The organism is Streptomyces shenzhenensis (genome assembly GCF_021462265.1).
Classification (GTDB): Bacteria; Actinomycetota; Actinomycetes; order Streptomycetales; family Streptomycetaceae; genus Streptomyces; species Streptomyces shenzhenensis.
The window spans coordinates 1-24,042 of the sequence record NZ_JAJONF010000035.1; the positions used below are offsets into that span (position 1 = coordinate 1).

The following is a 24,042-nucleotide window of genomic DNA, read 5'->3' on the forward strand; positions in this document are numbered from 1 at the left end:
GACCGGCAGCGACAAGTTTCCGAACGGCACAGGGCTCGTGGGGCACTTTGGCAGTACGCTCCCTGATCTCCCAGGGGTAGGCGTGGGCGCCGATACGGATCACGAGGCGGTGGGTTGCTTCGCCGCGGTGGAGGCTGCTGTCGGTGGTGACCTCGTAGCCACGTCGTTCGGCTTCGGTGATGAGGGCGTGGGCGATGCGCATAGCCCGGTCGGCGAGGTAACGCGAAACGCTGATCGGAACGACGTCGGGCTCGTCCCGGGTGTCCACGGTGGTCTTCGAACGTCCCAGTGCTTTACACGTGCGTGCGACGAGGGCGTGGGGGTTCGACGGGAGGTGATCTGGAACCTCGACTGCGGGGACAGCAGATGGTTCGGCAGCCTTGAGGGCTGCTTCGTCCAGGAGTTTGAGCACCACGTCGCCCTTGTCGCGGCCGCTGACGCGCAGCTTGCAGCCGTCTGGGACGTGTCCGTGGTGCAGAGCGTGATAGTACGCGGCACGCCAGCAGGCGCGGGTTTGGGGGCCGGGGTTGACCACGGTGACCGCTCCCTGGCCCGCGCGGAGCCTGGCCACGAGTTCCGCCCCGTCTGCCGGCGCGAGAGCAGCCTGAGCCGGGTCGTCCTTCAGCCGCTGCTTATCCGCTTCCGCCTCTTTGGGATGCTTCCCGTGCTTGAGGTAGAAGCGGCCGCCGGCTGTCAGCACCACCACCTCGCGCCCTGCCGGCCCACGCCCCCTCTGAATCAGCCCCCGCTGCTGCAACGCCCACAGAACACCGCTGTGCGCAGTGGCTGCCTCGTACGCTTTCGGCGCCGCCGCAACCTGCTTCAACAGCGCCAGCTGCTTCTCATTCAACGCGTACTTCATCGCCGCCTCCCCCATCTGCGGAACAACCGAACCGTCACTGATGGCAGTAAGGCGCACCACCCGCCTTCGGACGGCCAGATCAGGAAGACTTCACCCGCGCGGGTCCCCGATGTGCACAATGCCCAGGCCCGGCTACACAGGTGAGGCCCGATTCGCAGTCTGATTACTTCCTCCGGCGTCCAGGGACGGGGCGGACAAGGAAGTCGAGCACGCGGCCGGCCCGGGCTTCGAGAGCAGCAGGCGTTGCGGGTCAGGCCGAAGTACTGCACGGAGTTGCGATCCCCGCCCAGGTCTCTGAGGGCCTCCTACTCCTCGTCGGTGATGGTGACGCCGACGATGTCGCGCAGTCGTGTCACTGCCTCGCCGACAGTGCACCTCTTGAAGTCGGCAGAGTGGAGGACCCCCTTCAGCAGGCCTTCGGTGCTGAGCTCCTCCAGCTCCTGGTCCTCCTGCGGGTAGCCGTGCACGCCAGCGCGCGCACGACAGCGCAGGCGTCGGCGTCAACGGATCAGCGAACGCAGCACCGGCACGCTGAGGCCCCCAGTCCCCAGCCCCGCCAGGACCGCTCCGGAGTCGAGGGTCGTCGCCATGGGGTTGAAAGGGGGCTTTGACAGCGTCGAGCATGCCTCTTCCCCGTGGACTAGGTGGCAGTGAGTGTCTCGCTGATGCGGGTGGGTTCGTCGTTGTCGCCGACGGGGTTGTGGGTGCGGCACTGGCCGTGCTGCAGGGGATGGAGGCCGTCATGCCGCACGCTCCACGGGAGCGGCGTGATCAACCGTGCGGGCGAGCTGCCGCAGGTGAGCGACGAAGCTCACCAGGTCGCCGCCCACGTCACAAATGTGCTCAGGAGCCCTCGACAGAGGACGCGTCCTGACGGCAGACGTCTCACACTCGTCTCACAGACCCCACGGAAGAGCGCAGGTCGGAGTGCATCCGACCTGCGCTCTCTGCACTCTATGGACGATTCGGCGGCCTTCTGGCCCGCGAGTGAATTGGGCAGCGGGATGCTCAGCAAGCCGCTCTCGCAGGTATCCGACTGTCTATTCGATTTCGAGGGGGCACCCGTCCAGCGTGCTGCGGAGCGCGAGTGCCGCGTGCATGGCCCGTTCGCCCGAGATCCGGTCGTGCGCCTCGCGGTCCCCTACGGTCGCAGAGTGCGGGATGCCGAGAGCTTCCAGAACAGCCCGCACCACGTCACGCACGGCGCTTGAGGGAACAGCCTCTTCGGGGGTGTTGTAGGAACCCTCCATATTGATCCACTGGCCCTTGCGTCTCACTCATGACTCTCACCAGACCGGCGGCGGGATGCGGACTTGGGGCCTCTGACCTGGTCTTCCGTGCTCTCCGTAGACCCTACGAACTGGGGTGGTCATGTTACATACCCCACACGTCGAACTGACAGGGTTGTGCAAACTCTCCTTGGCTCGGAGCAGTCTCGTAGTACAGGATCGGCTCTCATGGACCTGCTGAACACGCTGGTGGACAAGGGGCTTCGGCGCGAGCTGCCGACCCGCGAGGAAGCGCTCGCCGTGCTGGCGACCTCCGACGACGACGTGCTCGACGTGGTGGCCGCGGCCGGCAAGGTGCGCCGGCACTGGTTCGGCCGGCGCGTGAAACTCAACTACCTGGTCAACCTCAAGTCGGGCCTGTGTCCGGAGGACTGCTCCTACTGCTCGCAGCGGCTGGGCTCCTCCACCGGGATCCTGAAGTACAGCTGGCTGAAACCCGACGAGGCCTCCAAGGCCGCCGCCGCGGGCCTGGCCGGGGGCGCCAAGCGGGTCTGCCTGGTGGCCAGCGGACGCGGTCCGACCGACCGGGACGTGGACCGGGTGGCGGGCACCATCAAGGCCATCAAGGAGCAGCACGAGGGCGTCGAGGTGTGCGCGTGCCTCGGCCTGCTCTCCGACGGCCAGGCGGAGCGGCTGCGCGAGGCGGGGGCGGACGCGTACAACCACAACCTCAACACGTCCGAGGGGACGTACGGGGACATCACGACCACGCACACGTACGCCGACCGGGTGGACACGGTCAACAAGGCGCACGCGGCGGGGCTGTCGGCGTGCTCGGGCCTGATCGCGGGCATGGGCGAGTCGGACGAGGACCTGGTCGACGTGGTCTTCTCGCTGCGCGAGCTGGACCCGGACTCCGTTCCGGTGAACTTCCTGATCCCGGTCGAGGGCACCCCGCTGGCCAAGGAGTGGAACCTCACCCCGCAGCGCTGCCTGCGCATCCTGGCGATGGTGCGGTTCGTCTGCCCCGACGTGGAGGTGCGGATCGCGGGCGGCCGCGAGGTCCATCTGCGCACCCTGCAGCCGCTCGCGCTGCACCTGGCCAACTCGGTCTTCCTCGGCGACTACCTGACCACCGAGGGCCAGGCCGGCCGGGCCGACCTGGAGATGATCGCGGACGCCGGGTTCGTGGTGGAGGGCTCCGACGAGGTGACGCTGCCGCAGCACCGGGCCGAGGCCCAGGGCGGCGGCTGCGGGTCGCACGGGGCCGAGGGCGCGGTGTGCGGGTCGCACGGGGCCGAGGGCGCCGGGTGCGGGTCGCACGCCGAGGCCGGGTGCGGGTCGGCCTGCGACTCCCACGAGGCCGTGGCCGTCCCCGCGGGCGAGCCGCGCACCGATCTGGTCGCCGTCCGCCGCCGGGGTGCCGGAACGGACCTCGCGCCCAATGCCTGACCCCGCCCTGAGCGTCCCCGAGTTGCTGGACCTGGACCGCCGGCACGTCTGGCATCCGTACGGCCCGATGCCCGGCCGGGCCGAACCGCTCGTCGTGGAGTCGGCGAGCGGGGTCCGGTTGAAGTTGGCGGACGGCTCGGGCGAGTTGGTCGACGGCATGTCGTCGTGGTGGGCGGCGATCCACGGCTACAACCACCCGGTGCTCAACGAGGCCGCGCACGACCAGCTCGGCCGGATGAGCCATGTGATGTTCGGCGGGCTCACCCACGAGCCCGCCGTCCGCCTGGCGAAGCTCCTGGCCGACATCTCGCCCGCAGGTCTGGAGCATGTCTTCCTCGCCGACTCGGGGTCCGTGTCGGTCGAGGTCGCGGTGAAGATGTGCCTGCAGTACTGGCGCTCCCTCGGCCGCCCCGCGAAGCAGCGCCTGCTGACCTGGCGCGGCGGCTACCACGGCGACACCTGGCAGCCGATGTCCGTCTGCGACCCCGAGGGCGGGATGCACGAGCTCTGGTCCGGGGTGCTGCCCCGCCAGGTGTTCGCCGACGCGCCGCCGGCCGAGTACGACGAGGCGTACGCCGGGCATCTGCGGTCCATGGTCGAGCGGCACGCGCACGAACTGGCCGCGGTGATCGTGGAGCCGGTGGTGCAGGGCGCCGGCGGGATGCGGTTCCACTCCCCCGCCTACCTGCGGGTGCTGCGCGAGGCGTGCGACGCGCACGACGTGCTGCTGGTGTTCGACGAGATCGCGACCGGCTTCGGGCGCACCGGTGCGCTGTTCGCGGCGGACCACGCGGCCGTCGCCCCGGACGTGATGTGCGTGGGCAAGGCGCTCACCGGCGGGTATCTGACGATGGCGGCGACCCTGTGCACGTCCCGGGTGGCCGAGGGCATCTCGCGGGGCGACGTGCCGGTGCTGGCCCACGGCCCCACGTTCATGGGCAATCCGCTGGCCGCCTCCGTGGCCTGCGCCTCCCTCGGGCTGCTGCTGGGCCAGGACTGGCTCGCGGAGGTCAAGCGGATCGAGGCGGGTCTGCGGGACGGCCTGGCACCCGCGCGGGAGATCCCCGGGGTCCGGGACGTGCGGGTCCTCGGTGCCATCGGGGTCGTACAGCTCGACCACGACGTCGACATGCGGGCCGCCACGGCCGCCGCGGTGCGCGAGGGCGTGTGGCTGCGGCCGTTCCGAGACCTGGTCTACACGATGCCGCCGTACGTCACGGGTGACGCCGACGTGGCACGGATCGCGCGCGCGGTGTGCGCCGCCGCGCGGGAGGGATGAGCATGCCGGTCCTGATGATCACGGGAACGGGCACGGAGGTCGGCAAGACCGTCACCACGGCCGCGGTCGCCGCCGCCGCGCTCGCCGCGGGCCGCTCGGTGGCGGTCCTGAAGGCCGCGCAGACAGGGGTACGACCGGACGAGCGCGGGGACGCAGACGAGGTGGCGCGGCTCGCCGGTGCCGTGACGGCGGCCGAAGTGGCCCGTTTCCCCGAGCCGTTGGCGCCGGGCACGGCGGCCCGCAGGGCGGGGATGACCCCCGTGCGTCCGCAGGACGTGGCGGAGGCGGCCGCCAAGCTGGCGACCGAGCACGAGCTGGTGCTGGTCGAGGGCGCGGGCGGCCTGCTCGTCCGGTTCGACGAGGCCGGCGGCACGCTGGCGGACGCGGCCCGGCTGCTGCACGCGCCGGTGCTGGTGGTGGCGTCGGCCGGCCTTGGCACGCTGAACACCACCGAGCTGACGGCCCGTGAACTGCGCGTCCGGGAGCTGGAGTTGCTGGGTGTGGTGATCGGGGCCTGGCCTGACTCCCCGGACCTGGCGTCGCGCTGCAATGTCGCGGACCTCCCCGAGGTGGCCGGGGCGCCGCTGCTGGGCGCGCTGCCCGCCGGGGCCGGGGCGCTGGCGCCTGCCGACTTCCGTTCGGCGGCGCCGGGTTGGCTGTCGGCACGGCTGGACGGGAGCTGGGACGCGGAGGCGTTCCGGGTACGCGAAGCTGCCTAGCTCCGCGGGAGGACGACGCGCCCCCGAAGCGGCGCGGGGAACCGCGCGACCAGCCACGACGGCGCCGCACCCGGCCGACGGCCTGCCCGAACCGCGAGGCTCCCTAGGGAAACTCTCCGAGCAGCCGTACCAGCTCGATGCGCGACCGGATGCCCAACCGGGCGAAGACGCCCCGCAAGTGGTGGTCGATGGTGCGGGTGCTGAGGTTGAGCCGGTCGCCGATCTCGCGGTTGGTGGCGCCCTCCGCGGCCATCCGGGCCACCATCAGCTGCTGGGCGGTGAGTACGGCAGCCGGGCCGGTTCCGGAGTGCGGGGTCAACGAGGTGCCCAGGGCGCGGAGTTCGGCTCGGGCCTGGGCGGCGCAGTGCGGGGCGCCGAAGGACTCGAAGGCCTCCAGAGCGCTGTGCAGCCGGTCCCGGGCCTCGGTGCGCTGCCGCAGCCGGCGCAGCACACCGCCGAACAGCAGCTCGGTGCGGGCGCGTTCGAAGTCCCGGGTGCCCCGGGCGTGCAGGTCCAGCGCCTCCCGGTAGTGCCGGACCGCCTCCGCGCCGGGGGCGAGCAGGGCCCGGCAGCGGGCGCTGAGCGCGAGGTCGTCGGGGCTGCGGACGGCGGTGGCCCAGCGGTGGTAGTCGGCGTGCGCGGCGCGGGCGACCCGCGGGTCGCCGGTGCGGACCGCGGCTTCCACGTAGTGCGGGGTCGCCAGGTGCCGGATGGCCCGGTGGCCGTGTCCGGGACCGAACCCGGCGAGGGCCCGCAGCCGGGCGGCCGCCGCCGGGAAGCGGCCGCCCGCCAGGTCGAGGAAGGCGAGCGCCCACTGTGCGAGAGCGGCGGGCAGACCCAGTCCGTGCGCCAGGGCGTGCGAGCGGGCGGCCGCCGCGCGCTCCCGGCAGGCCTCCTCGTCGCCGGTGACGGCGGCGAACATGGCGAGCGCGGCCTGGAGATGGCAGGCCCCGTTGTCCTGCCCGGTGGCGCGGGCCTGGCGCAGCGCCTCCTGCGCGGCGGCCTCGCCGGCCCGGGGACGGCCGGTCCAGAAGTCGGCGTAGGCACGGAACTCCATGGCCTGGGCGACCGTGCCCGGCGCGCCGCGCGCCCGGGCGGAGGCGGCCGCCCGGAGGGTGGCGGTGACGGTCCGGGTGTGGTCGCCGAGCATGAGCGCGGCGATCCCGGAGTGGATCAGCGAGCGGGGGTCGCCGCCCGGCGCGCAGCGGCCCGCGGCGCCCTTGAGGAGGACACGGGCGTCGGCGTAGCGGCCGTCGGTGGCGCGGGCGAGTGCGGCGAGGACGCCGGACGGCGGGAGGTCCAGCCACTGGGCGAGCACATGTGCCTCGCGGCAGCGTCTCAGGTCGCCGGTGTAGACGGCGGCCTCGGTGGCGAGGGCCAGGAGTTCGACGGCATCGGCGGAACGTTCCTGTCGGACGGCGGCGGTGAGCAGGGCGTCGAAGGCCTCGGCGGCGTTGCCGGTCCTGAGCGCGAGGAGGCCGTTGAGGGCGGAGTCGTCCGTACGGGCGGCGAGCCGTCTCGCCCGGTCCGGCTCCCCGGAGTACCAGGCGTCGGCGGCGGCGAGGGCGAGCAGCCGGGCCTCCTGGGCCGGGTCGGGGCACAGGTCGGCGGCGCGTTCGGCGAGGGCGCGGGCCAGGGCGGGGCGTCCTTCGGCGCGGGCCCGGTCGGCGGCGGTGCGCAGTTCCGCCGCGAGCCGGGCGCTGGGGCCGAGGGCGGCGGCGCCCCGGTGCCAGGAGCGGCGGGTCGTCTCGCCCTTGCCGCCGAGCACCCGGGCGAGCAGTTGATGGGCTGCGCGCCGGTCGGCCGGTGAGGCGGTCTCGTAGACGGCGATCCGGGTCCACGGGTCCCGGAAGAAGACTCCGCCGGCGCGGGCGTGGGCGACTCCGGCCGCCTCGGCCGCCTCCAGCGGGCGGGTGTCGAGCCGGCCGGCGGTGACCGCGCGCAGGAAGGCGTGGGTGGCCACCGGGTACTGGTCGGCGGCGGCGAGCTGCAGCAGCAGCCGGGTCTCGTCGGGCAGGGCGCGGATCTCCCGGCGCAGGGCGCGGAGCAACGCCGGTGCCAGTTCGGCCGGTTCGACCGGCAGCGGGTCGGCGCCGGCCGCCTGCCGGTCGGTCAGGCGCGGCACGAGTTCGGCCACGGCGCGCCGGTCCTCGTACGCGACTCGGGTCACCCGGGCGCGGACGCCCTCGGGGAGCGCCGAAGCCGGGCCCGGCCCCGCGTCGGTCGGCTGCGGTGGCGAAGTGCGGTCGAGCGGTGGGGGGTTCGCCGGTAACACCACGGCAAAGACGTTACTGGCGAGTTAGTTGACTCGTAAAGACTGGCGACTTCGCCGATGCGGCGCGCGTAGACCCGTCCCGACACTCCTGATCAACCCCACCCGTTTCAGGAGGCATCATGCAACGCGCCAGGCGTCGCATCGCAACCGCTCTGTCGGCGATAGCCGGTTCGCTCCTTCTGTCCCTCCCCCTCACCGCCGGCACCGCGCACGCGGCGAGCCACGAGCCGATCGTGTTCGTGCACGGGCTGAGCAGCGACTCCAGCAGCTGGAACACCTGGATCGCGGACTTCGAGGCGGACGGCTACTCGTCCTCCGAGCTGTACGCGATCTCGTACGACTGGACGAAGTCGAACGCCACGACCGCCTCGGCGCTCGCCACCTACATCCAGTCCGTCCTCTCCACGACCGGCGCCTCGAAGGTCAACCTGGTGGTGCACTCCATGGGTGCGCTCAACAGCCGTTACTACCTCAAGAACCTCGGCGGGACCTCGTACGTGGACCACTTCGTGTCGGTCGCCGGGGTGAACCACGGGACGAGCGTCGCCTCGCTGTGCGGGTGGCTGTACACCTCCTGCAAGGAGATGCAGACCGGCAGTTCCTTCCTGACCGCCCTGAACTCCGGTGACGAGACGCCCGGCAGCGTCTCCTACGCGGCGTACTGGTCGGACTGCGACGCGGCGATCGACCCGGACACCTCGGCGGAGCTGAGCGGGGCGACCAACGTCGACGTCGGCTGCATCTCGCACACCAGCATGAACGACGACTACGGGGTCTACGGGCAGGTGCGCGACTTCATCTCCTGAACCGTTTCCGGCAGCGGGGGTGCGACGGGCCGTGACGGGGGACAATCTCCGTAAACCTGCTTCCGTACGGAGGTCGTCATGCGGCTGATGTCCGCCGGCGCCGGGACACCGGCGCGGGACCCCGTCCACCACCCGCTGTTCGCCCGTTTCTACGCCCGTTGCAGCGTGACCGCCGAGACCGGACTCGGCATGGCCGGCATCCGGGAGCGGCTGCTCTGCGGGCTGTCCGGGCGGGTGATCGAGATCGGCGCGGGCAACGGGCTCAACTTCACGCGGTATCCCGGTGCGGTCTCGGAGGTCGTGGCGATCGAGCCGGAGCGCACCCTGCGGCGGTTGGCGGCCGAGGCCGCGGTGCGGGCCGGCGTCCCGGTGGACGTGGTGCCGGGCGCGGCGGAGGCGCTGCCGGTGAAGAGCGAGGCCTTCGACGCGGCGGTGTGCTCGCTGGTGCTGTGCAGCGTCCGGGATGTGCGGCGGTCGCTCGCGGAGGTACGACGGGTGCTGCGGCCGGGCGGTGAGCTGCGGTTCTTCGAGCACGGTGCGGGCGGCGGCCCGGCGATGAGGTTCACCCAGCGGGCCCTGGACCGGACGGTCTGGCCGTTGCTGAGCGGCAACTGCCATCTGTCCCGGGAGCCGGTCGCCGAGCTGCGCGCAGCCGGGTTCGAACTCGGCCCGTACCGCCGGGTGTTCCTGCCGGAGAACGGCCCACGGCTGCCCTCCTCGTACTGCGTCCTCGGCGTCGCCCGCACACCCACGGAAACCTGATCTCGGCCTCCGCCGGGCGGTCACAGGCTCCAGCGGCGCAGCTCCTGGGCGATGTCGGCGACGCTCGCCTCGCCGTTCTTGACCAGCCGGGCCAGGTCGCGGACCTGCTCGGGCGAGGTGACGACCTTCAGACCGCTGGCGACCAGGTAGGCGTAGGCGACCGAGGACGCGAAGAGGGCGTTCGAGCGCTCCAGGGCCGGGACGTGGATCAGCAGCTGGAGCAGGGCGGCGGCCCGGGCCTGCGGCGTGTCGTAGACGGGTACGTCGAATATCTCGGCCTGGTGCCTGGCGACGGCGGCGATCAGCGCACCCCAGTCGGTGACCTGCGGGTCACCCGGGGTCTTCTGTTCGGCGAGCATGAGGAGCCAGGCGAGGTCGATCGTCAGGTCGCTCAAGGGATCAGTGACGGCCTTCGTTCTTGTCAGACGTGTCGGTACCGTGCGGCTCGCCGAACTCCTCGGCGAACACGGACTCGTACTGCTTCATGAAATCTGCGGCCGCCTCGACGAACGTACGGCCCGTTTCACCCGTGTCCTGCATGACCAGTTCCTCTATGTAGCGGTTGACGCTCATGCCGCGCGCGAGGGCGCGTTCGCGGGCCGCCTTGGCGGTGCCCTCGTCCACCCGCACGTTCAGCTGGGTCTTAGCCATACCTCGAAGCTAGCGCCGAACCGCTAGCAGCGGCAAGTGCGCATCGGAATCGAAAAGTGATATCGGCTGTCGGACGGGTCACACTACGCTCGCCCCGGACAGCGAGGTCGGCTGACCGTCGTGTGACCGGGGAGGCAGTCTTGTCCACAGCAGCTGCGAAGGCGCCCACCGCCGACGGGGTCGCGGCCCGGGCGCGCGGGCTCACCAAGGCGTACGGGGCGGGCGAGACGGCGGTGCTCGCGCTGGACTCGGTGGACGTGGACATCGAGCGCGGCCGCTTCACCGCGGTCATGGGCCCGTCGGGGTCCGGCAAGTCCACGTTGATGCACTGCCTGGCGGGGCTGGACACCGTGTCGGCCGGTCAGGTCTGGCTCGGCGGCACGGAGATTACGGGCCTCAAGGAGCGCGAGCTGACGCGGCTGCGCCGGGACCGGATCGGGTTCATGTTCCAGTCGTTCAACCTGATCCCGACGCTGAACGCGGCCGAGAACATCACTCTGCCCATGGACATCGCGGGCAAGAAGCCCGACGGCAAGTGGCTGGACCAGGTGATCGACACGCTCGGGCTGCGGGACCGGCTCAAACACCGGCCCGCGCAGCTCTCCGGCGGCCAGCAGCAGCGCGTGGCCTGCGCGCGGGCGCTGGTCTCCCGCCCGGAGCTGATATTCGCCGACGAGCCGACCGGGAACCTGGACTCACGGGCCGGCCTCGAGGTGCTGGGCATTCTGCGGGAGGCGGTCGACCGGCTCGGCCAGACGGTCGTCATGGTGACCCACGACCCGGGCGCCGCCGCCCAGTCCGACCTGGTGCTCTTCCTCGCCGACGGCCGGATCGTGGACCGGATGGAAGAGCCGACGGCGGACGCCGTACTGGAACGCATGCGCCTTTTTTCGGGGGGAGACCCCCAGACCCCCGGCCCGGACGTGGGACACGGGTCCGCCGGGCCAGAGGAGGACTGACCCCGTGCTCAGGGCAACCCTGCGGAGTTTCCTGGCCCACAAGGGACGGCTGATGCTGTCCGCGCTGGCCATCGTCCTGTCCGTGGCGTTCGTCGCGGGCAGCCTGATCTTCTCCGACACCGTCACCCGCACCTTCGACCGGCTGTTCGCCTCCACCTCCGCGGACGTGACGGTGGAGCCGAAGCAGGACCTCAAGTCGTCGGTGCCGACGGGTGCCGTCCAGACGGTGCCGGCCGCGCTGGCCGGCGAGGTGGCGAAGGTCGACGGGGTCGCGGGCACCCACGCGGACGTCTCCGTGCAGAACATCGTCGTGGTCGACAGCCACGACAAGTCGGTGGGCTCGACCACCGGCGCCCCGACCATCGCCACGGACTGGTACCTCACCCACCGCAGCCCCGTGAAGCTCACCTCGGGGCACACCCCGCGGGGCGCCGGCCAGGCGCTCCTCGACGCGGACACCGCCGGCAAGAAGCACGTCCGGATCGGCGACACGCTGACCGTGCAGGCCCAGCCCGGCACCTTCAGGGTCGAGATCGTCGGCATCGCCACCTTCACCACCACCAACCCCGGCGCGGCCCTGGTCTTCCTCGACCCGGCGGTGGCCGCGAAGGAGCTGCTGGGCTCCGCGGGCCGGGCCACCAGCATCTCGGTGGACGCGGCGCAGGGGGTGACGGACGCCCAGCTCAAGACCCGTATCGGCGCGGCGATCGGGACCGGCACATACGACCTGAAGACCGCCGGCGAGCAGGCGAAGTCATCGGCCGCCGACCTCGGCGGCTTTCTCGACGTGATCAAGTACGTGATGCTGGGGTTCGCCGGGATCGCCACCATGGTGGGCGTCTTCCTCATCGTCAACACCTTCTCCATGCTGATCGCCCAGCGCACCCGGGAGCTGGGGCTGCTGCGCGCCCTGGGCGCCGACCGGCGGCAGGTGCGGCGGTCCGTGCTCACCGAGGCGGTGCTGCTCGGGCTGGTGGGCTCGACGCTGGGCCTGGGCGCCGGGGTCGGGCTGGCGTTCGGGCTGATCAAGCTGATGACCGCGTTCGGGATGAACCTCAAGGCCACCGAGATGGTCATCGGCTGGGGCACGCCCGTCGCCGCGTACGCCGTGGGGGTCGGCGTCACCTTCGTCGCCGCGTATCTGCCCGCCCGGCGCGCGGCCACCGTGTCGCCGATGGCGGCGCTCGCGGACGCGGAGATCGCCGGGGTGGGCAAGCCGCTCAGGACGCGGGCGGTCGTGGGCGGCGTCGTCGGCGTGCTCGGGGTCGCGGCCCTGGCCGGCTGCGCGGCGGCCACGAGGACCGCCGCCGCCGCCTCGCTGCTGGGCCTCGGGGTCGTCCTGACGCTGATCGCGACGGTCGTCGCGGGCCCGCTGCTGGTCCGGCCCGTGATCCGCGTCCTCGGCGCGGCCTTCCCCGCGCTCTTCGGCTCGGTCGGCCGGATGAGCCAGCGCAACGCCCTGCGCAACCCGCGCCGTACCGGCGCCACCGCCGCCGCGCTCATGGTGGGGCTCGCCCTGGTCGGCGGGATGTCGGTGGCCAGCGCCTCCATGTCCAAGTCCTTCGACCAGCAGATCGACAAGACGCTGGGCGCCGACTTCGTCGTCCAGAACGGCAACTTCCAGCCGTTCACCCAGGAGATCACCGACAAGGTGCGCGGCACCGAGGGCGTGGGGCTCGTGGTACGGCAGCGGTTCGCGCCGGTGGCGGTACGGCTGCCGGACGGCAAGCGGGTCACCACGACCGCCGCCGGGTACGACCCGCAGGTCGACGAGGTCGCCCATGTCGCCTACAAGGGCGGCGACACCGCGGCCGCGCTGGCCGCCGGCAGCCTCGGCATGGACGTCACCTTCGCCCAGGACCACAAGGTGCGCCTCGGCAGCGTGCTCCCGGTCGAGTTCCAGGGCGGGAAGCGGGCCCGGATGAAGGTGGGCGCCCTCACCGACCAGGACGGCGGCAGCGGCTTCGGCGCCCAGGGCGGCCTGTTCTTCGGTATCGCCACCGTGCAGAAGTACGTCCCGGACGGCCAGGACTCGTCGCTGTACGTCAACCGGGCCCCGGGCACCGGCGCCGACCAGTTGCGCTCGCGGCTGGAGAAGACGCTGGCGCCGTATCCGCAGGTGCAGGTCCGTGATCAGGCCGACTACAAGAAGCTGGTGCACGACCAGATCGCCGTGCTGCTGTACCTGGTCTACGCACTGCTCGGCCTCGCGATCGTGATCGCGGTGCTCGGGGTGGTCAACACCCTGGCCCTGTCGGTGGTGGAGCGCACCCGGGAGATCGGGCTGCTGCGCGCCATCGGGCTGGCCCGGCGGCAACTGCGCCGGATGATCCGGCTGGAGTCGGTGGTGATCGCCGTGTTCGGCGCGGTGCTGGGCCTCGCGCTGGGTCTGGTGTGGGGTGTGTGCACCCAGCAGGTCCTGGCCCTCCAGGGCATGAAGGCCCTCGCCGTCCCGTGGGGCACCGTCGTCGCGGTCGTCATCGGCTCGGCGGTGGTGGGCATCGTGGCGGCGCTGCTGCCCGCGTTGCGCGCCTCGCGGATGAACGTGCTGGCGGCCATCGCGCACGAGTGACGGAATCGCGGCGGAGACTCGGGGCGTGCCCCTGAGGAGAGTTCATGCCGCGTCCGTTCCGCTTCGGGGCCGACCGGCTCACCCCCGCGTCGGCCGGCGCGTGACGCGCGAAGTGCGGGCGCGCCGAGGAACTCCGCCACGACGTGGTCCTCGTCCCCGACCGTCCCGGCATGCCGGCGCCCTTCCCGACGCTGGTCGCGGCGGCCGAGGCGACCGAGCGGCCCCGGCTCGGCACGTCCGTGCGTGCTTCGGTCCGTCCCCACGGTGAAAGGCCGCGAGAGCGAGGACCCCAGCCGGCGCACGGCTGGGGTCCTGATGGCGGTGAGTCCCGGTCAGCAGGTGGAGTCGCCCACGCCGTGAACCGCTCGGTCACCCGTCGGCGGACCGCACCCGGACGCGGTCACCAGGGAAGGCAGGTCATTACTGCAGGGTGAGGAGGCCAGGCCGCCACGGCAGTTGGTCGTAGGGGCCGCTCGCGCTGGGTGACTTGCCCTGATAGAGGAACTGCAGGTTGCAGGGGTCGATGGTCATGGTCTGGTCGGGGTTGTTGCGGACCAGGTCACCGTGGCTGATGTCGTTGGTCCAGGTGGCGCCGCTGTTGGCCTTGCCCGCGAAGGGGTTGCTCTCGCTGGCGGCCTGCGGGGTCCATGAACCGCTCAGGCTGGTGGCGGTGAAGGAGCGGAAGTAGCGCTGCTCGTTCGCGCCCCGGGCCTCGACGATCATGAGGTACTGGTTCTGGCCCTGGACCTTGTAGACCTGTGGCGCCTCGAACAGGTTCTTCGTGGTGTCGCTCATGACCGTCGTGTACGACGAACCGAAGCTGCCCGGGAAGTTCCCGATCGGCATGCTCGCCCGGTAGATGCTGCCGTTGTCGCCGGCGAAGAACAGGTACATGTTCTGGCCGTCGGCGATCAGGGTCTGGTCGATCGGGGCGGAGTTGGGGATGCTGCCGGTGAACAGCGGCTGCGGCGAGGACCAGCCGTTGGGGTTGGTGGGGTCGCTCGACGTGCGGTAGATGAAGGGCCACGCACCCCACTGGTACGCCAGCACCCAGATGTTCTTGGGCGCGAAGTAGAACAGCGTGGGCGCCACGGCGGACTGGCTCATCCCGGTCTGGCCGGCCGACGCCATGTCCGACCAGTTGGTGAAGGGAGTGAACGCCATCGAGCCGTACGACGATCCCGACACGTTCGACGCATAGACGAGGTGCTTGCCGTTGTACGTCACGTTGGTGAAGTCCTTCAGCGAGACCCACCCGTTCGCCGGCTGCGCCAGCGCACCCGTCGACGACCAGTGGTAGGTCGACGGCAGGGAGCAGGTGCCGCCCGACGACGCGGACAGGCCGGTCCACTGCTGGTTGCTGCCGCCGTTGCACGTCCAGATCTCCACGGCGGTGTCGTTGGCCGTACCGGCGCCCGTGACGTCCAGGCACAGCCCGGACTCCACGCCGACGACCGTGCCGTCCGCGTTCACCCGCCACTGCTGGTTCGCACCGCCGGTACACGTCCAGATCTGCACCCGGGTACCGGCCGTGGTGGCGTGGCCCGGAACATCCAGGCACTTGTTGCCGTACACGGTCAGCTGCTTGCTGTCCGTCGACGTCCACTGCTGGCTGGTCCCGCCCGAGCAGTCCCGGATCAGCAGGTACGTGCCGTCGGTCTGGCTGCCGTTCGGCACGTCGAGACACCGGCCGGAACCAACACCGCGCAAGGCGCCGCTGGTGGCCGCGTTCGCCGGGCCGGCGACGAGCATCGCCATCAACGTGACCAGGGCGGTAACTGCGGCGGCGAGCATCACGGACAGATGCCCGCGGCTGAAACTTCGGCTTGGCATGGGGACCTCGTGATCCTTGAGTAGGCGGATGCGGTTGACCTTGCCGGAGGCTGTCCGGACCGTCCTTGCGGTGCGTTTCGCATGGGAAGGGAACGGCTGCGAGGCGGCAGGGGAGCCGCGCCGACGGCGAGGCCGGGGCGGCCGCCGACGCGCGACGAGCAAGATTGTCGAGACCATGACATATGCATCGTTCGACTGCCCCTCACGACTCGGCCGTTCCGGCGGGCGGGCCCCAAAGGCGCCCTGCTGTGCGAGCGAAGACACCCTTGTGTGTTCGCCATACCGAACAAGGGTCGGACTATCGAGCAACCTGGATGATAAGGACCTGACGAGCGACGTCAATCGCTCTCACATGATTCGCGAGAATCGCCGAAACATTCGGACGGCTCCGCGAAGGAAACACCACAGGTCGGGCCGATTCCTGGTCGCAGGCCCGGACGGACAGCCCTTTGACGCCGGAGCAGGTCCTCTTCCGCGGACGCGTTGCGGTGGCCGGACGCCTCGTCAGCATCCGTGAATGCCCCGACTTTCCGAATGGCATGCGAAATTTCGAGCCTTTTTCAGGTGACCCCTCGCCGCGGTGCGGACGCCCCACGGAAACCGCTCGCCAGACACGCCGGCGCTCTGCTTGGCTCACCCCATGATCGATCTCCGTATCCGCCACGCCGCCCTCGCGGACGTCGACACCGTGCTGCGGTTCTGGCGCGAGGCCGCGGAAGGAACGAGTGTCAGCGACGACCACGACGGCGTGGCCCGGCTCATCGCACGAGACCCCGAAGCCCTGCTCCTCGCAGAGCGCGACGGCCTCCTCACCGGGACCGTCATAGCCGGCTTCGACGGATGGCGATGCTCCGCCTACCGACTCGCCGTGCACCCCGACCACCGTCGCCAGGGCGTCGCCACCGCCCTGCTGGAAGCCGCGGAACGACGCTTCGCCGCCCTGGGCGGACGACGCGTCGACGCCATGGTCCTGGAAGCCAACGAACGGGCCCACCACGCGTGGGCCGCCACCGGCTACCACCGCGAGGATCACTGGCGGCGCTGGGTCAAGGCTCTGTAGCGTCCCAGGAACAGTGGCGGCGGCGGGTCAAGCCGCCGGCGGACGGCGACCACTGGGACAACTTTGCCGATCCTTTACCATTGGGGAGAGTCGTCGTTCCTCGATGAAAGGTGTGTGAGCGTCCCTCATGGGCGAGCCTCCCGGTCCTGACCGTCGCCGACACCGAGCGGTCTCGTCCGCCCTGTCCGACCATGGGACGGAGGTGACCCGATGACCGAAGTGCTCCTCCTGCTGGTGGCGATCCTGCTGTCGCTCGCCTGCGGTGCCTTCGTCGCGGCCGAGTTCTCGCTGACCACGGTCGAGCGCGGCGAACTGGAGCGGGCCGTGGAGCGCGGCGAGCGCGGGGCGGCCGGCGCCCTGCAGGCCGTACGGAACCTGACGTTCCAGCTCTCGGGGGCGCAACTCGGCATCACGGTCACCAACCTGGTGGTCGGCATGCTCGCCGAACCCTCCATCGCCAAGCTGCTGGCCGGGCCGCTGGAGGCGGTGGGCATCGGGCCGTCGGCCGCGAGCTCGCTCGCCCTGGTGATCGGCACCGCGCTGTCCACCGTGTTCCTGATGGTGGTCGGCGAGCTGGTGCCCAAGAACTGGGCGATCTCCTCGCCGCTGGCGGTGGCCAGACGGGTGGGGAACGCCCAGCGCTGGTTCAGCGCGGCCTTCCGGCCGTTCATCACGCATCTGAACAACACCGCGAACCGGCTGGTACGGCGCCTGGGCGTGGAGCCCGCCGAGGAGCTGGCCTCCGCGCGCGGGCCCCAGGAGCTGGCCGCGCTGGCCCGGCACTCCGCCCGGCAGGGCGCGCTGGAGCCGGACACCGCCGAGCTGTTCGTGCGCACCCTCAACCTCGCCGATCTCACCGCCGAGAACGTGATGACCCCGCGCGTCCAGGTCGTCGCCCTGGAGCTCCGGGCGACCTGCGAGGACGTGGCGAACGCGACCCGGGCGACCGGCCTGTCCCGCTTCCCGGTCTACCGGGACAGCCTGGACTCGGTCGTCGGCACCGCCCACATCAAGGACGTCCTGACCATGCCCGCCGAGGAGCGGGCCCGGGTCCGGGTCGCCCAGGTGATGCGCGAACCCCTGCTGGTCCCGGAGTCCCTCACCGTCGACCGCCTCCTGGACCGCCTCGGCGGCCGGCGCACCATGGCCGTCGTCATCGACGAGTACGGCGGTACGGCCGGGGTCGCCACCCTGGAGGACATCGTCGAGGAGGTCGTCGGGGAGGTCCGCGACGAGCACGACCCGCACGAGACGCCCGACCTCGCCCCCGCCGGAGCCGACGCGACGGGCCGCGCGCTCTACTCGGCGGACGGCGCGGCCCGCATGGACCAGCTCGCGCGCGTCGGCCTGCGGGCGCCCGAGGGGCCGTACGAGACCCTGGCCGGGCTGGTCGCGGCCGAGCTGGGCCGGATACCGGAGACCGGGGACGGCGTCGAGGTCGCCGGGTGGCGACTGGACGTGGTGGACGCCTCGGGGCGGCGGGCGGCCCGGGTGCTGCTGCACGCGCCGCTCGACGACGAGACGGAGCGGGAGGGGCACCGGTGACCGCCGTACAGCTGCTGATCGGTCTCGCGACGCTGGTCATGAACGCGTTCTTCGTCGCCGCCGAGTTCGCGCTGATCTCCGTGCGCCGCTCCCAGATCGAACCGCACGCCGAGGCGGGCGACCGGCGGGCCAAGAGCGTGCTGTGGGGGCTGGAGCACGTGTCCGCGCTCCTGGCCGCCGCCCAGCTCGGCATCACGCTGTGCACGCTGGTGCTGGGCGTGGTGGCGGAGCCGGCGATCGCCCATCTCCTGGAGCCGGTCTTCCACGCGGCCGGTGTGCCCACGAGCGCGGGCCACGCCGTGTCCTTCGTGATCGCGCTGTCCCTCGCGACCTATCTGCACATGCTGCTGGGCGAGATGGTGCCGAAGAACGTGGCGCTGGCCGAGCCGGTGCGCAGCGCGCTGCTCCTCGGGCCGCCCCTGGTCGGGCTGTCCCGGGCGCTGCGCCCGGTGATCTTCACGGTCAACGCCTTCGCGAACGGCCTGCTCAAACTGGTCCGGGTGCAGACCAGAAACGAGGTCTCGGCGACCTTCACCGACACCGAACTCGCCGAGATCGTCAAGGACGCCAGTGAGGCCGGCCTGATCGACGACCGGGCGCAGGAGCGGCTGCACGACGCCCTGGAGCTGGGCCGCCGGCCGGTGCGGGACGTGGTGGTGCCGCTGGAGCGCGTCGTCTACGCGCGCGTGGGCGTCACCCCGGAGGAGCTGGAGCGGCTGACGGCCCAGTCGGGCTTCTCCCGCTTCCCGGTGGTGGACGAGGGGCGGCGGATCGTCGGCTATCTGCACGTCAAGGACGCGCTGGACGCCTCGCCCCGCGACGAGGCGTTCCGGCTGCGGGACATGCGGCCGATCGCCCGGGTGCGGGAGAGCACCCCGCTGGACGACGTGCTCACCGCGATGCGCGGCAGCCGCACCCATCTGGCGGGCGTCCTCGGCGACGACGGGCGGATGGCCGGGCTGGTGACGATGGAGGACGTCCTGCGGGAGTTGTTCGGGCAGCACGCGTAGACCGAAGCCGAAAAGGACCCGGGGAAGGGCTTGCGTCCGAGGGAGCGACCGACCGACGGGTATGCGCCCCGGGATACCATCTCTGTCGCCATGCAGAAGAACCCGGTGCCTCCCGCACACTCCAGTCTGGTCGCGATCGGCGACTCCTTCACCGAGGGCATGTCGGACCTCAGGCCCGACGGCACCTACCGGGGCTGGGCCGATGTCCTCGCCGCCCGGATGGCCGTGCGCACCCCCGGCTTCCGCTACGCCAACCTCGCCGTGCGCGGCAAGCTGATCGGGCAGATCGTCGAGGAGCAGGTGCACCTGGCGGTCGCGATGCGGCCCGACGTGATCACGCTGGTCGGCGGCCTGAACGACACACTGCGCCCCAAGTGCGACATGGTCCGGGTCCGGGACCTGCTCACCGAGGCGGTCGAACGGCTGTCGCCGGCCTGCGAGCAGCTGGTGCTGATGCGCAGCCCCGGCCGCCAGGGCCCGGTGCTGGAGCGGTTCCGGCCGCGCATGGAGGAACTGTTCGCCGTCGTCGACGAGCTGGCCGAGCGGCACGGCGCCCTCGTCGTCGACCTGTACGGCGCGCCCTCGCTGGCCGACCCCCGGCTGTGGGACGTGGACCGGCTGCACCTGACGGCGGAGGGGCACCGCAGGGTCGCCGAGGCGGTCTGGCAGACGCTCGGCTACGAGCCCGAGGACACCGAGTGGCACACGCCGATCCCGGCGACCGCACCCCCCGGCTGGGTCGCGCGCCGGATCGAGGACGCCCGCTTCACCAGGCAGTACCTCCTGCCGTGGATAGGCCGCCGTCTGACGGGCCGTTCGTCGGGCGACGGACGCCCGGCGAAGCGGCCGGAACTGCTGCCGTACGAGGGTCCGGCGTCGTAACCCCCGTCGCCCGCCTGCCTCATGGGTACGGCACCACGCACAGTGCGCGCGCCGTCCAGGCGCAGCCGGGCCGTTGGCCATGGCAGCGGGGGCACGCCCCGGGTAGCCGACCCTGACGCAAGTTGCGAGACCCATATGGGCGATTAGGGTTGAAATGTACAGAATATGACCTCACTGCGAAGAGAGAAGGTCATGAACGCTACCCATTGGAAGCGATCCGTCGTCGCGGGCTCTGCCCTCGTCCTCGCCCTTTCCCCGCTTGGCCTGCAGCAGGCCTCGGCGGCCGCGCCGAGCAGGACTGACACCAGTGCATCCGCCGGAGTACACAAAGCTGTTGAGAACCAACGCGATTACCAACGCGGCTTCAGAGAGGGCTACCGGGACGGGTACGGGGACGCCAGAGACGACTGCGAGCGGTACGGAGGCAGGTACGGCTACGGCGGCCACCACCGGGACGACTACACCCGTGGCTACGCAGACGGTTACAACGCCGGCTTCGCCCGAGCGGAGCGGCGGTACTGCTGAGCCCGTCCAGGGCTCAGCAGGTCGGCGTCACCTCCCCGTGCGGCGGGTGCGGGCCGCCCGTTGCGGGGGCGCGTCTCGCAGAGCCGCGGAAGAGCGCAGGTCGGAGTGCGCGCGACCTGCGCTCTCCGGACGGTACGGACGTCGGGGGTCTTCATGGGCGCCGGGTAAACTCCGTACACGTGACTTCAGCCGCGCCCGCCAAGCCCCGCATCCCGAACGTCCTCGCCGGACGCTACGCCTCCGCCGAGCTCGCCACGCTCTGGTCGCCCGAGCAGAAGGTGAAGCTGGAACGGCAGCTCTGGCTCGCCGTACTGCGGGCCCAGAAGGACCTCGGGATCGAGGTGCCGGACGCGGCGATCGCCGACTACGAGCGCGTCCTCGACACCGTGGACCTGGCCTCCATCGCCGAGCGCGAGAAGGTCACGCGGCACGACGTGAAGGCGCGGATCGAGGAGTTCAACGCCCTCGCCGGGCACGAGCACGTGCACAAGGGCATGACCTCCCGGGACCTGACGGAGAACGTCGAGCAGCTCCAGATCCGGCTCTCCCTCGAGCTGATGCGGGACCGTACGACGGCCGTCCTCGCCCGCCTGGGCAAGCTGGCCGGCGAGTACGCCGAGCTGGTGATGGCCGGCCGCTCGCACAACGTGGCCGCGCAGGCCACCACCCTCGGCAAGCGCTTCGCGACCGGCGCCGACGAGCTGCTGGTCGCCCACGCCCGGGTCGAGGAGCTGCTCGGGCGCTACCCGCTGCGTGGCATCAAGGGCCCGGTGGGCACCGCGCAGGACATGCTGGACCTGCTGGGCGGCGACGCGGCGAAGCTCGCCGAACTGGAGACCCGGATCGCCCGCCACCTCGGCTTCTCGCAGGCGTTCACCTCCGTCGGCCAGGTCTACCCGCGCTCGCTGGACTACGAGGTCGTCACCGCGCTCGTCCAACTGGCCGCCGCCCCCTCCTCCCTGGCCAAGACCATCCGCCTGATGGCCGGGCACGAGCTGGTCACCGAGGGCTTCAAGCCGGGGCAGGTCGGCTCCTCGGCGATGCCGCACAAGATGAACACGCGGTCCTGCGAGCGCGTCAACGGCCTCATGGTGATCCTGCGCGGTTACGCCTCGATGACCGGCGAGCTGGCCGGCGACCAGTGGAACGAGGGCGACGTGTCCTGCTCGGTGGTGCGCCGGGTGGCCCTGCCGGACGCCTTCTTCGCGCTCGACGGCCTCCTGGAGACGTTCCTGACGGTTCTCGACGAGTTCGGTGCGTTCCCCGCCGTCATCGCCCGCGAGCTGGACCGTTACCTCCCGTTCCTCGCCACCACCAAGGTGCTGATGGGCGCGGTGCGCGCGGGCGTCGGCCGTGAGGTGGCCCATGAGGCGATCAAGGAGAACGCCGTCGCCACCGCGCTCGCCATGCGGGAGCAGGGCGCCGAGCGCAACGACCTGCTCGACAAGCTCGCCGCCGACGAGCGGCTGCCGCTGGACCGCGAGCAGCTGGCCGCGCTGATGGCCGACAAGCTGTCCTTCACGGGCGCGGCCGCCGACCAGGTCGGTGCCGTCGTCGGCCGGATCGACGAGATCGTCAAGCAGCACCCGGAGGCCGCGGGCTACACCCCCGGAGCGATCCTCTGACCGGCCGTCCCCCTCGCTTCACGGCGGCGGACCTGTGGAGGCCGCCCGCGACCGTCTCGTCCCGGACGTGCTCGCGGACGGCCTCGACGTCCTGTTCTGCGGGCTCGACCGACATCTAGAGATACACCCCCGTTGACCTGCACAGGAACACGATTCGAAAGATCGACTGGGAGAGGATTGGGAACAGGCGACAGCCACACGTTCCCTCCTCTCCCGTGAACTTCTCCCTGCGTCTGCCGAGAATGTCGTCCATGCGGGTCAGGGGCTTGTTCGGTGCTACGGCAGTGCGTAAGACCCCTGGCCGTGGCCCGGCGGGCCGTGCTTGCGCGGCTGGCCGCCGGCTCCGTACGGATCTCGGCGGCCGGCGCGGGGTGCACCGCCGCGTTGGCCATCGGCGTGCCGCCGGTACTGGGGCGTCCCGCGGGCCGGTGCCGAGCAGGTGTTGTCCGGCACCGGCCTGCGCGCCGCGCACAGCGGCGCGGTGGTTGTCGGGCTGTGACCGGGTGAAGGAGCCGGTGCTTGCCCGTGGGCTGTGGCTCAGTTCACGGTGAGGACGGCGGAGTCGTTGCGGCTGTCCGGATCGAAGTCGGGCCGGTGGGAGTCGGCCGGATCCGGTCCCCAGACCAGCTGGACGCTGCCTGCGGCATGGGTGACCACGTCGTCGACCCGCAGGGTCAGGGCGAAGTCGGTGATCTGTCCCTTGGGCACGATGTAGCCCGGCAGCCTGCAGACGTAGGGTCCCTTGGCCTCGGCGGTCGGATTGTCCTCCTGCCACGGGGCGCAGTTGGCCGAATGGCCGACCGCGGTGGTGCCGGGCGGGAGCGTGACCCAGGCGGTGGGTATTCCGTCACCGCCGCTGCGGTCGTACAAGGTCGCCGGACCGTTGGCAGCCAGGTGGAAGCCGAGGGTCGCGGTCGTGCCCGTACCGGCTTGAGCGCTCGCGCCGGAGACGGCGAAGTCGGCCGTGTTGCGGGCCTTGAGGGAAGCGATCCCGTAGTCGGTGACGGTGCCGGTCTGCGGCAGCGAAACGGATCCCGCCGGGGCCGAAGAGTGCCGGCCTGCCTTGATCACCTTCAGTTTGAGCGCGGGCGCAGCCTTTTTGCCCCACGTCCACTTGATGCCCTGGCCGTCCGGCCAGCCGGGCTGGCCGAGAGGCGCGGTGAGGACGTCGAGGTAGGTGAACAGGGCGGTGGAGTTCACGTGCAGGCGCACCGGGGCGGACAGGGCGGCCGTCTCGGCGATGTTGATGGCGCCCTTGGGGTAGCACTCGGCGAAGTGTGCGGCTCCGTTGAACCCGTACTTGCAGTTGGAGTAGTGGTCGGCGAAGTCCAGGCCGCGTGAGGCTGCCAGGACGGTCTGCACGCCGCGGGCGGGACGGTTGCCGACGTTGGTGAACCGCACCGGTTCCGTGAGGTTGCTGCCGACCTTCAGGTCGGTGTGATCGGTGAGGCGGTTCAGGCCGAAGGACGGCCCTCCCACGGTGACCGATCCCGTGCCGCCCACGATCTGCGCGTGCGCGGACCGGCCGGTGATCTTGTACGTTCCCGTGGCGCCCAGCCGGCTGCCTCTGAGTGCGGTCAGGGTCAGCTGGGTCATGGACCCGAGGCCGGTCTTCGGGTTGGAGCCGGACTCGAACGACTCCGAGCACGTGGCGACCAGGCCATGGGCGCTGCAGTTGCTCGAGAACGCCACCTTGGCGATCTTCGACAGACCCCGGGCGTCCACGGTCAGCGTGACATCGTAGACCGTGAGGTTCTTGGTCCGGGTGTGGAAGTCGAAGTACACGCCTGCCGTGGCAGGAGCAGCCGGCAGGGCCGCCGGAGCCGGCGCGTCCAGAGTGATCACCGGCTGGCCAGAGACAGCACCGGCCGGACCTGCGACCAGCAACGATGCGGCCAGACCCGCAGCCGAAACGAACACGGCAGCTAAGCCGGTGAGGGAATTGCGTCTCATCAACATCCTTGTGTTTGAAGGGTTTTGGGCAGATGCGCTGAAC

Annotated in this window: 19 protein-coding genes and 2 pseudogenes; 14 read left to right on the forward strand and 7 right to left on the reverse strand. The window is 71.3% G+C overall.

Annotation, left to right across the window (positions count from 1 at the left end; translation table 11 throughout):
- Window positions 1-862, reverse strand: a pseudogene (locus tag LQ326_RS33540) (hypothetical protein); the annotation flags it as partial.
- Window positions 863-1,167: 305 nt separating this feature from the next.
- Window positions 1,168-1,329: a hypothetical protein gene (locus tag LQ326_RS33545; protein WP_234542835.1), complete on the reverse strand. Its 162-nt coding sequence runs from the start codon at window positions 1,327-1,329 to the stop codon at window positions 1,168-1,170.
- Between the two features lie 990 nt (window positions 1,330-2,319).
- Between LQ326_RS33545 and bioB the strand changes: the two genes are divergently transcribed.
- Genes bioB through bioD form a run of 3 tightly spaced genes read left to right on the forward strand, consistent with a single transcriptional unit; the run spans window position 2,320 to window position 5,541 of the window.
- A complete protein-coding gene (gene bioB, locus LQ326_RS33550) occupies window positions 2,320-3,543 on the forward strand; it encodes a biotin synthase BioB (RefSeq protein ID WP_234542836.1) in 1,224 nt (407 codons plus the stop codon).
- Window positions 3,536-4,822, forward strand: a complete 1,287-nt coding sequence (locus LQ326_RS33555) for an adenosylmethionine--8-amino-7-oxononanoate transaminase (RefSeq protein ID WP_234542837.1) — start codon at window positions 3,536-3,538, stop codon at window positions 4,820-4,822. The genes bioB and LQ326_RS33555 overlap by 8 nt, the downstream gene beginning before the upstream one ends.
- A 2-nt stretch (window positions 4,823-4,824) precedes the next feature.
- A complete protein-coding gene (gene bioD / locus LQ326_RS33560) occupies window positions 4,825-5,541 on the forward strand; it encodes a dethiobiotin synthase (RefSeq protein ID WP_234542911.1) in 717 nt (238 codons plus the stop codon).
- A gap of 103 nt (window positions 5,542-5,644) precedes the next feature.
- Here bioD and LQ326_RS33565 read toward each other — a convergent pair whose 3' ends face one another.
- Window positions 5,645-7,819, reverse strand: coding sequence for a helix-turn-helix transcriptional regulator (locus LQ326_RS33565; protein WP_234542838.1), 2,175 nt, complete (start codon window positions 7,817-7,819; stop codon window positions 5,645-5,647).
- Between the two features lie 116 nt (window positions 7,820-7,935).
- Here LQ326_RS33565 and LQ326_RS33570 point away from each other — a divergent pair, with 116 nt between their 5' ends.
- Together LQ326_RS33570 and LQ326_RS33575 are read left to right on the forward strand one after the other, a co-directional pair.
- A complete protein-coding gene (locus LQ326_RS33570) occupies window positions 7,936-8,622 on the forward strand; it encodes an esterase/lipase family protein (RefSeq protein WP_234542839.1) in 687 nt (228 codons plus the stop codon).
- A 78-nt stretch (window positions 8,623-8,700) separates the two neighbouring features.
- A complete protein-coding gene (locus LQ326_RS33575) occupies window positions 8,701-9,384 on the forward strand; it encodes a class I SAM-dependent methyltransferase (protein ID WP_234542840.1) in 684 nt (227 codons plus the stop codon).
- A 20-nt stretch (window positions 9,385-9,404) separates the two neighbouring features.
- Here LQ326_RS33575 and LQ326_RS33580 read toward each other — a convergent pair whose 3' ends face one another.
- Together LQ326_RS33580 and LQ326_RS33585 are read right to left on the reverse strand one after the other, a co-directional pair.
- On the reverse strand, window positions 9,405-9,779 hold the full coding sequence (locus LQ326_RS33580) for a fic family toxin-antitoxin system, toxin component (RefSeq protein WP_181807907.1): 375 nt from the start codon (window positions 9,777-9,779) through the stop codon (window positions 9,405-9,407).
- Window positions 9,780-9,783: 4 nt separating this feature from the next.
- Complete coding sequence (locus tag LQ326_RS33585; RefSeq protein WP_234542844.1) at window positions 9,784-10,035, reverse strand: toxin-antitoxin system HicB family antitoxin; 252 nt, start codon at window positions 10,033-10,035, stop codon at window positions 9,784-9,786.
- 140 nt (window positions 10,036-10,175) lie between these two features.
- Between LQ326_RS33585 and LQ326_RS33590 the strand changes: the two genes are divergently transcribed.
- From LQ326_RS33590 to LQ326_RS33600, 3 genes and pseudogenes are all read left to right on the forward strand, one after another.
- A complete protein-coding gene (locus LQ326_RS33590) occupies window positions 10,176-10,994 on the forward strand; it encodes an ABC transporter ATP-binding protein (protein WP_234542845.1) in 819 nt (272 codons plus the stop codon).
- 4 nt (window positions 10,995-10,998) lie between these two features.
- Window positions 10,999-13,566: an ABC transporter permease gene (locus LQ326_RS33595; protein WP_234542847.1), complete on the forward strand. Its 2,568-nt coding sequence runs from the start codon at window positions 10,999-11,001 to the stop codon at window positions 13,564-13,566.
- 44 nt (window positions 13,567-13,610) lie between these two features.
- Window positions 13,611-13,808 (forward strand): annotated as a pseudogene (locus LQ326_RS33600) (LLM class F420-dependent oxidoreductase); the annotation flags it as partial.
- Between the two features lie 178 nt (window positions 13,809-13,986).
- Here the strand turns inward: LQ326_RS33600 and LQ326_RS33605 are convergent.
- The gene (locus LQ326_RS33605; protein WP_234542848.1) at window positions 13,987-15,399 is read right to left on the reverse strand and encodes a non-reducing end alpha-L-arabinofuranosidase family hydrolase; all 1,413 of its coding nucleotides are present in this window, start codon (window positions 15,397-15,399) and stop codon (window positions 13,987-13,989) included.
- A 640-nt stretch (window positions 15,400-16,039) separates the two neighbouring features.
- On the opposite strand from LQ326_RS33605, the gene LQ326_RS33610 reads away from it, so the two are divergent.
- The 6 genes from LQ326_RS33610 (at window position 16,040) to purB (ending at window position 22,046) form a co-directional block, all read left to right on the forward strand.
- Window positions 16,040-16,459 (forward strand): GNAT family N-acetyltransferase, encoded by a 420-nt coding sequence (locus tag LQ326_RS33610; protein WP_234542849.1) that lies wholly within the window; start codon window positions 16,040-16,042, stop codon window positions 16,457-16,459.
- A gap of 210 nt (window positions 16,460-16,669) precedes the next feature.
- Window positions 16,670-18,004 carry a hemolysin family protein gene (locus LQ326_RS33615; protein ID WP_234542850.1) on the forward strand — a complete coding sequence of 445 codons (1,335 nt, stop codon included), beginning with the start codon at window positions 16,670-16,672 and terminating at the stop codon, window positions 18,002-18,004.
- A complete protein-coding gene (locus tag LQ326_RS33620; RefSeq protein WP_234542851.1) occupies window positions 18,001-19,014 on the forward strand; it encodes a hemolysin family protein in 1,014 nt (337 codons plus the stop codon). Before LQ326_RS33615 ends, LQ326_RS33620 begins: the two co-directional genes overlap by 4 nt.
- 90 nt (window positions 19,015-19,104) lie before the next feature.
- Entirely contained in the window at window positions 19,105-19,896 is a 792-nt protein-coding gene (locus LQ326_RS33625) for an SGNH/GDSL hydrolase family protein (protein ID WP_234542852.1), read from the forward strand.
- Window positions 19,897-20,061: 165 nt separating this feature from the next.
- Window positions 20,062-20,421 (forward strand): hypothetical protein, encoded by a 360-nt coding sequence (locus LQ326_RS33630; protein ID WP_234542853.1) that lies wholly within the window; start codon window positions 20,062-20,064, stop codon window positions 20,419-20,421.
- A 179-nt stretch (window positions 20,422-20,600) separates the two neighbouring features.
- Complete coding sequence (purB, locus tag LQ326_RS33635; RefSeq protein ID WP_234542854.1) at window positions 20,601-22,046, forward strand: adenylosuccinate lyase; 1,446 nt, start codon at window positions 20,601-20,603, stop codon at window positions 22,044-22,046.
- A 537-nt stretch (window positions 22,047-22,583) separates the two neighbouring features.
- On the opposite strand, the gene LQ326_RS33640 is transcribed toward purB, so the two are convergent.
- Window positions 22,584-23,891, reverse strand: a complete 1,308-nt coding sequence (locus LQ326_RS33640) for a hypothetical protein (RefSeq protein WP_234542855.1) — start codon at window positions 23,889-23,891, stop codon at window positions 22,584-22,586.
- Window positions 23,892-24,042 lie beyond the last annotated feature (151 nt).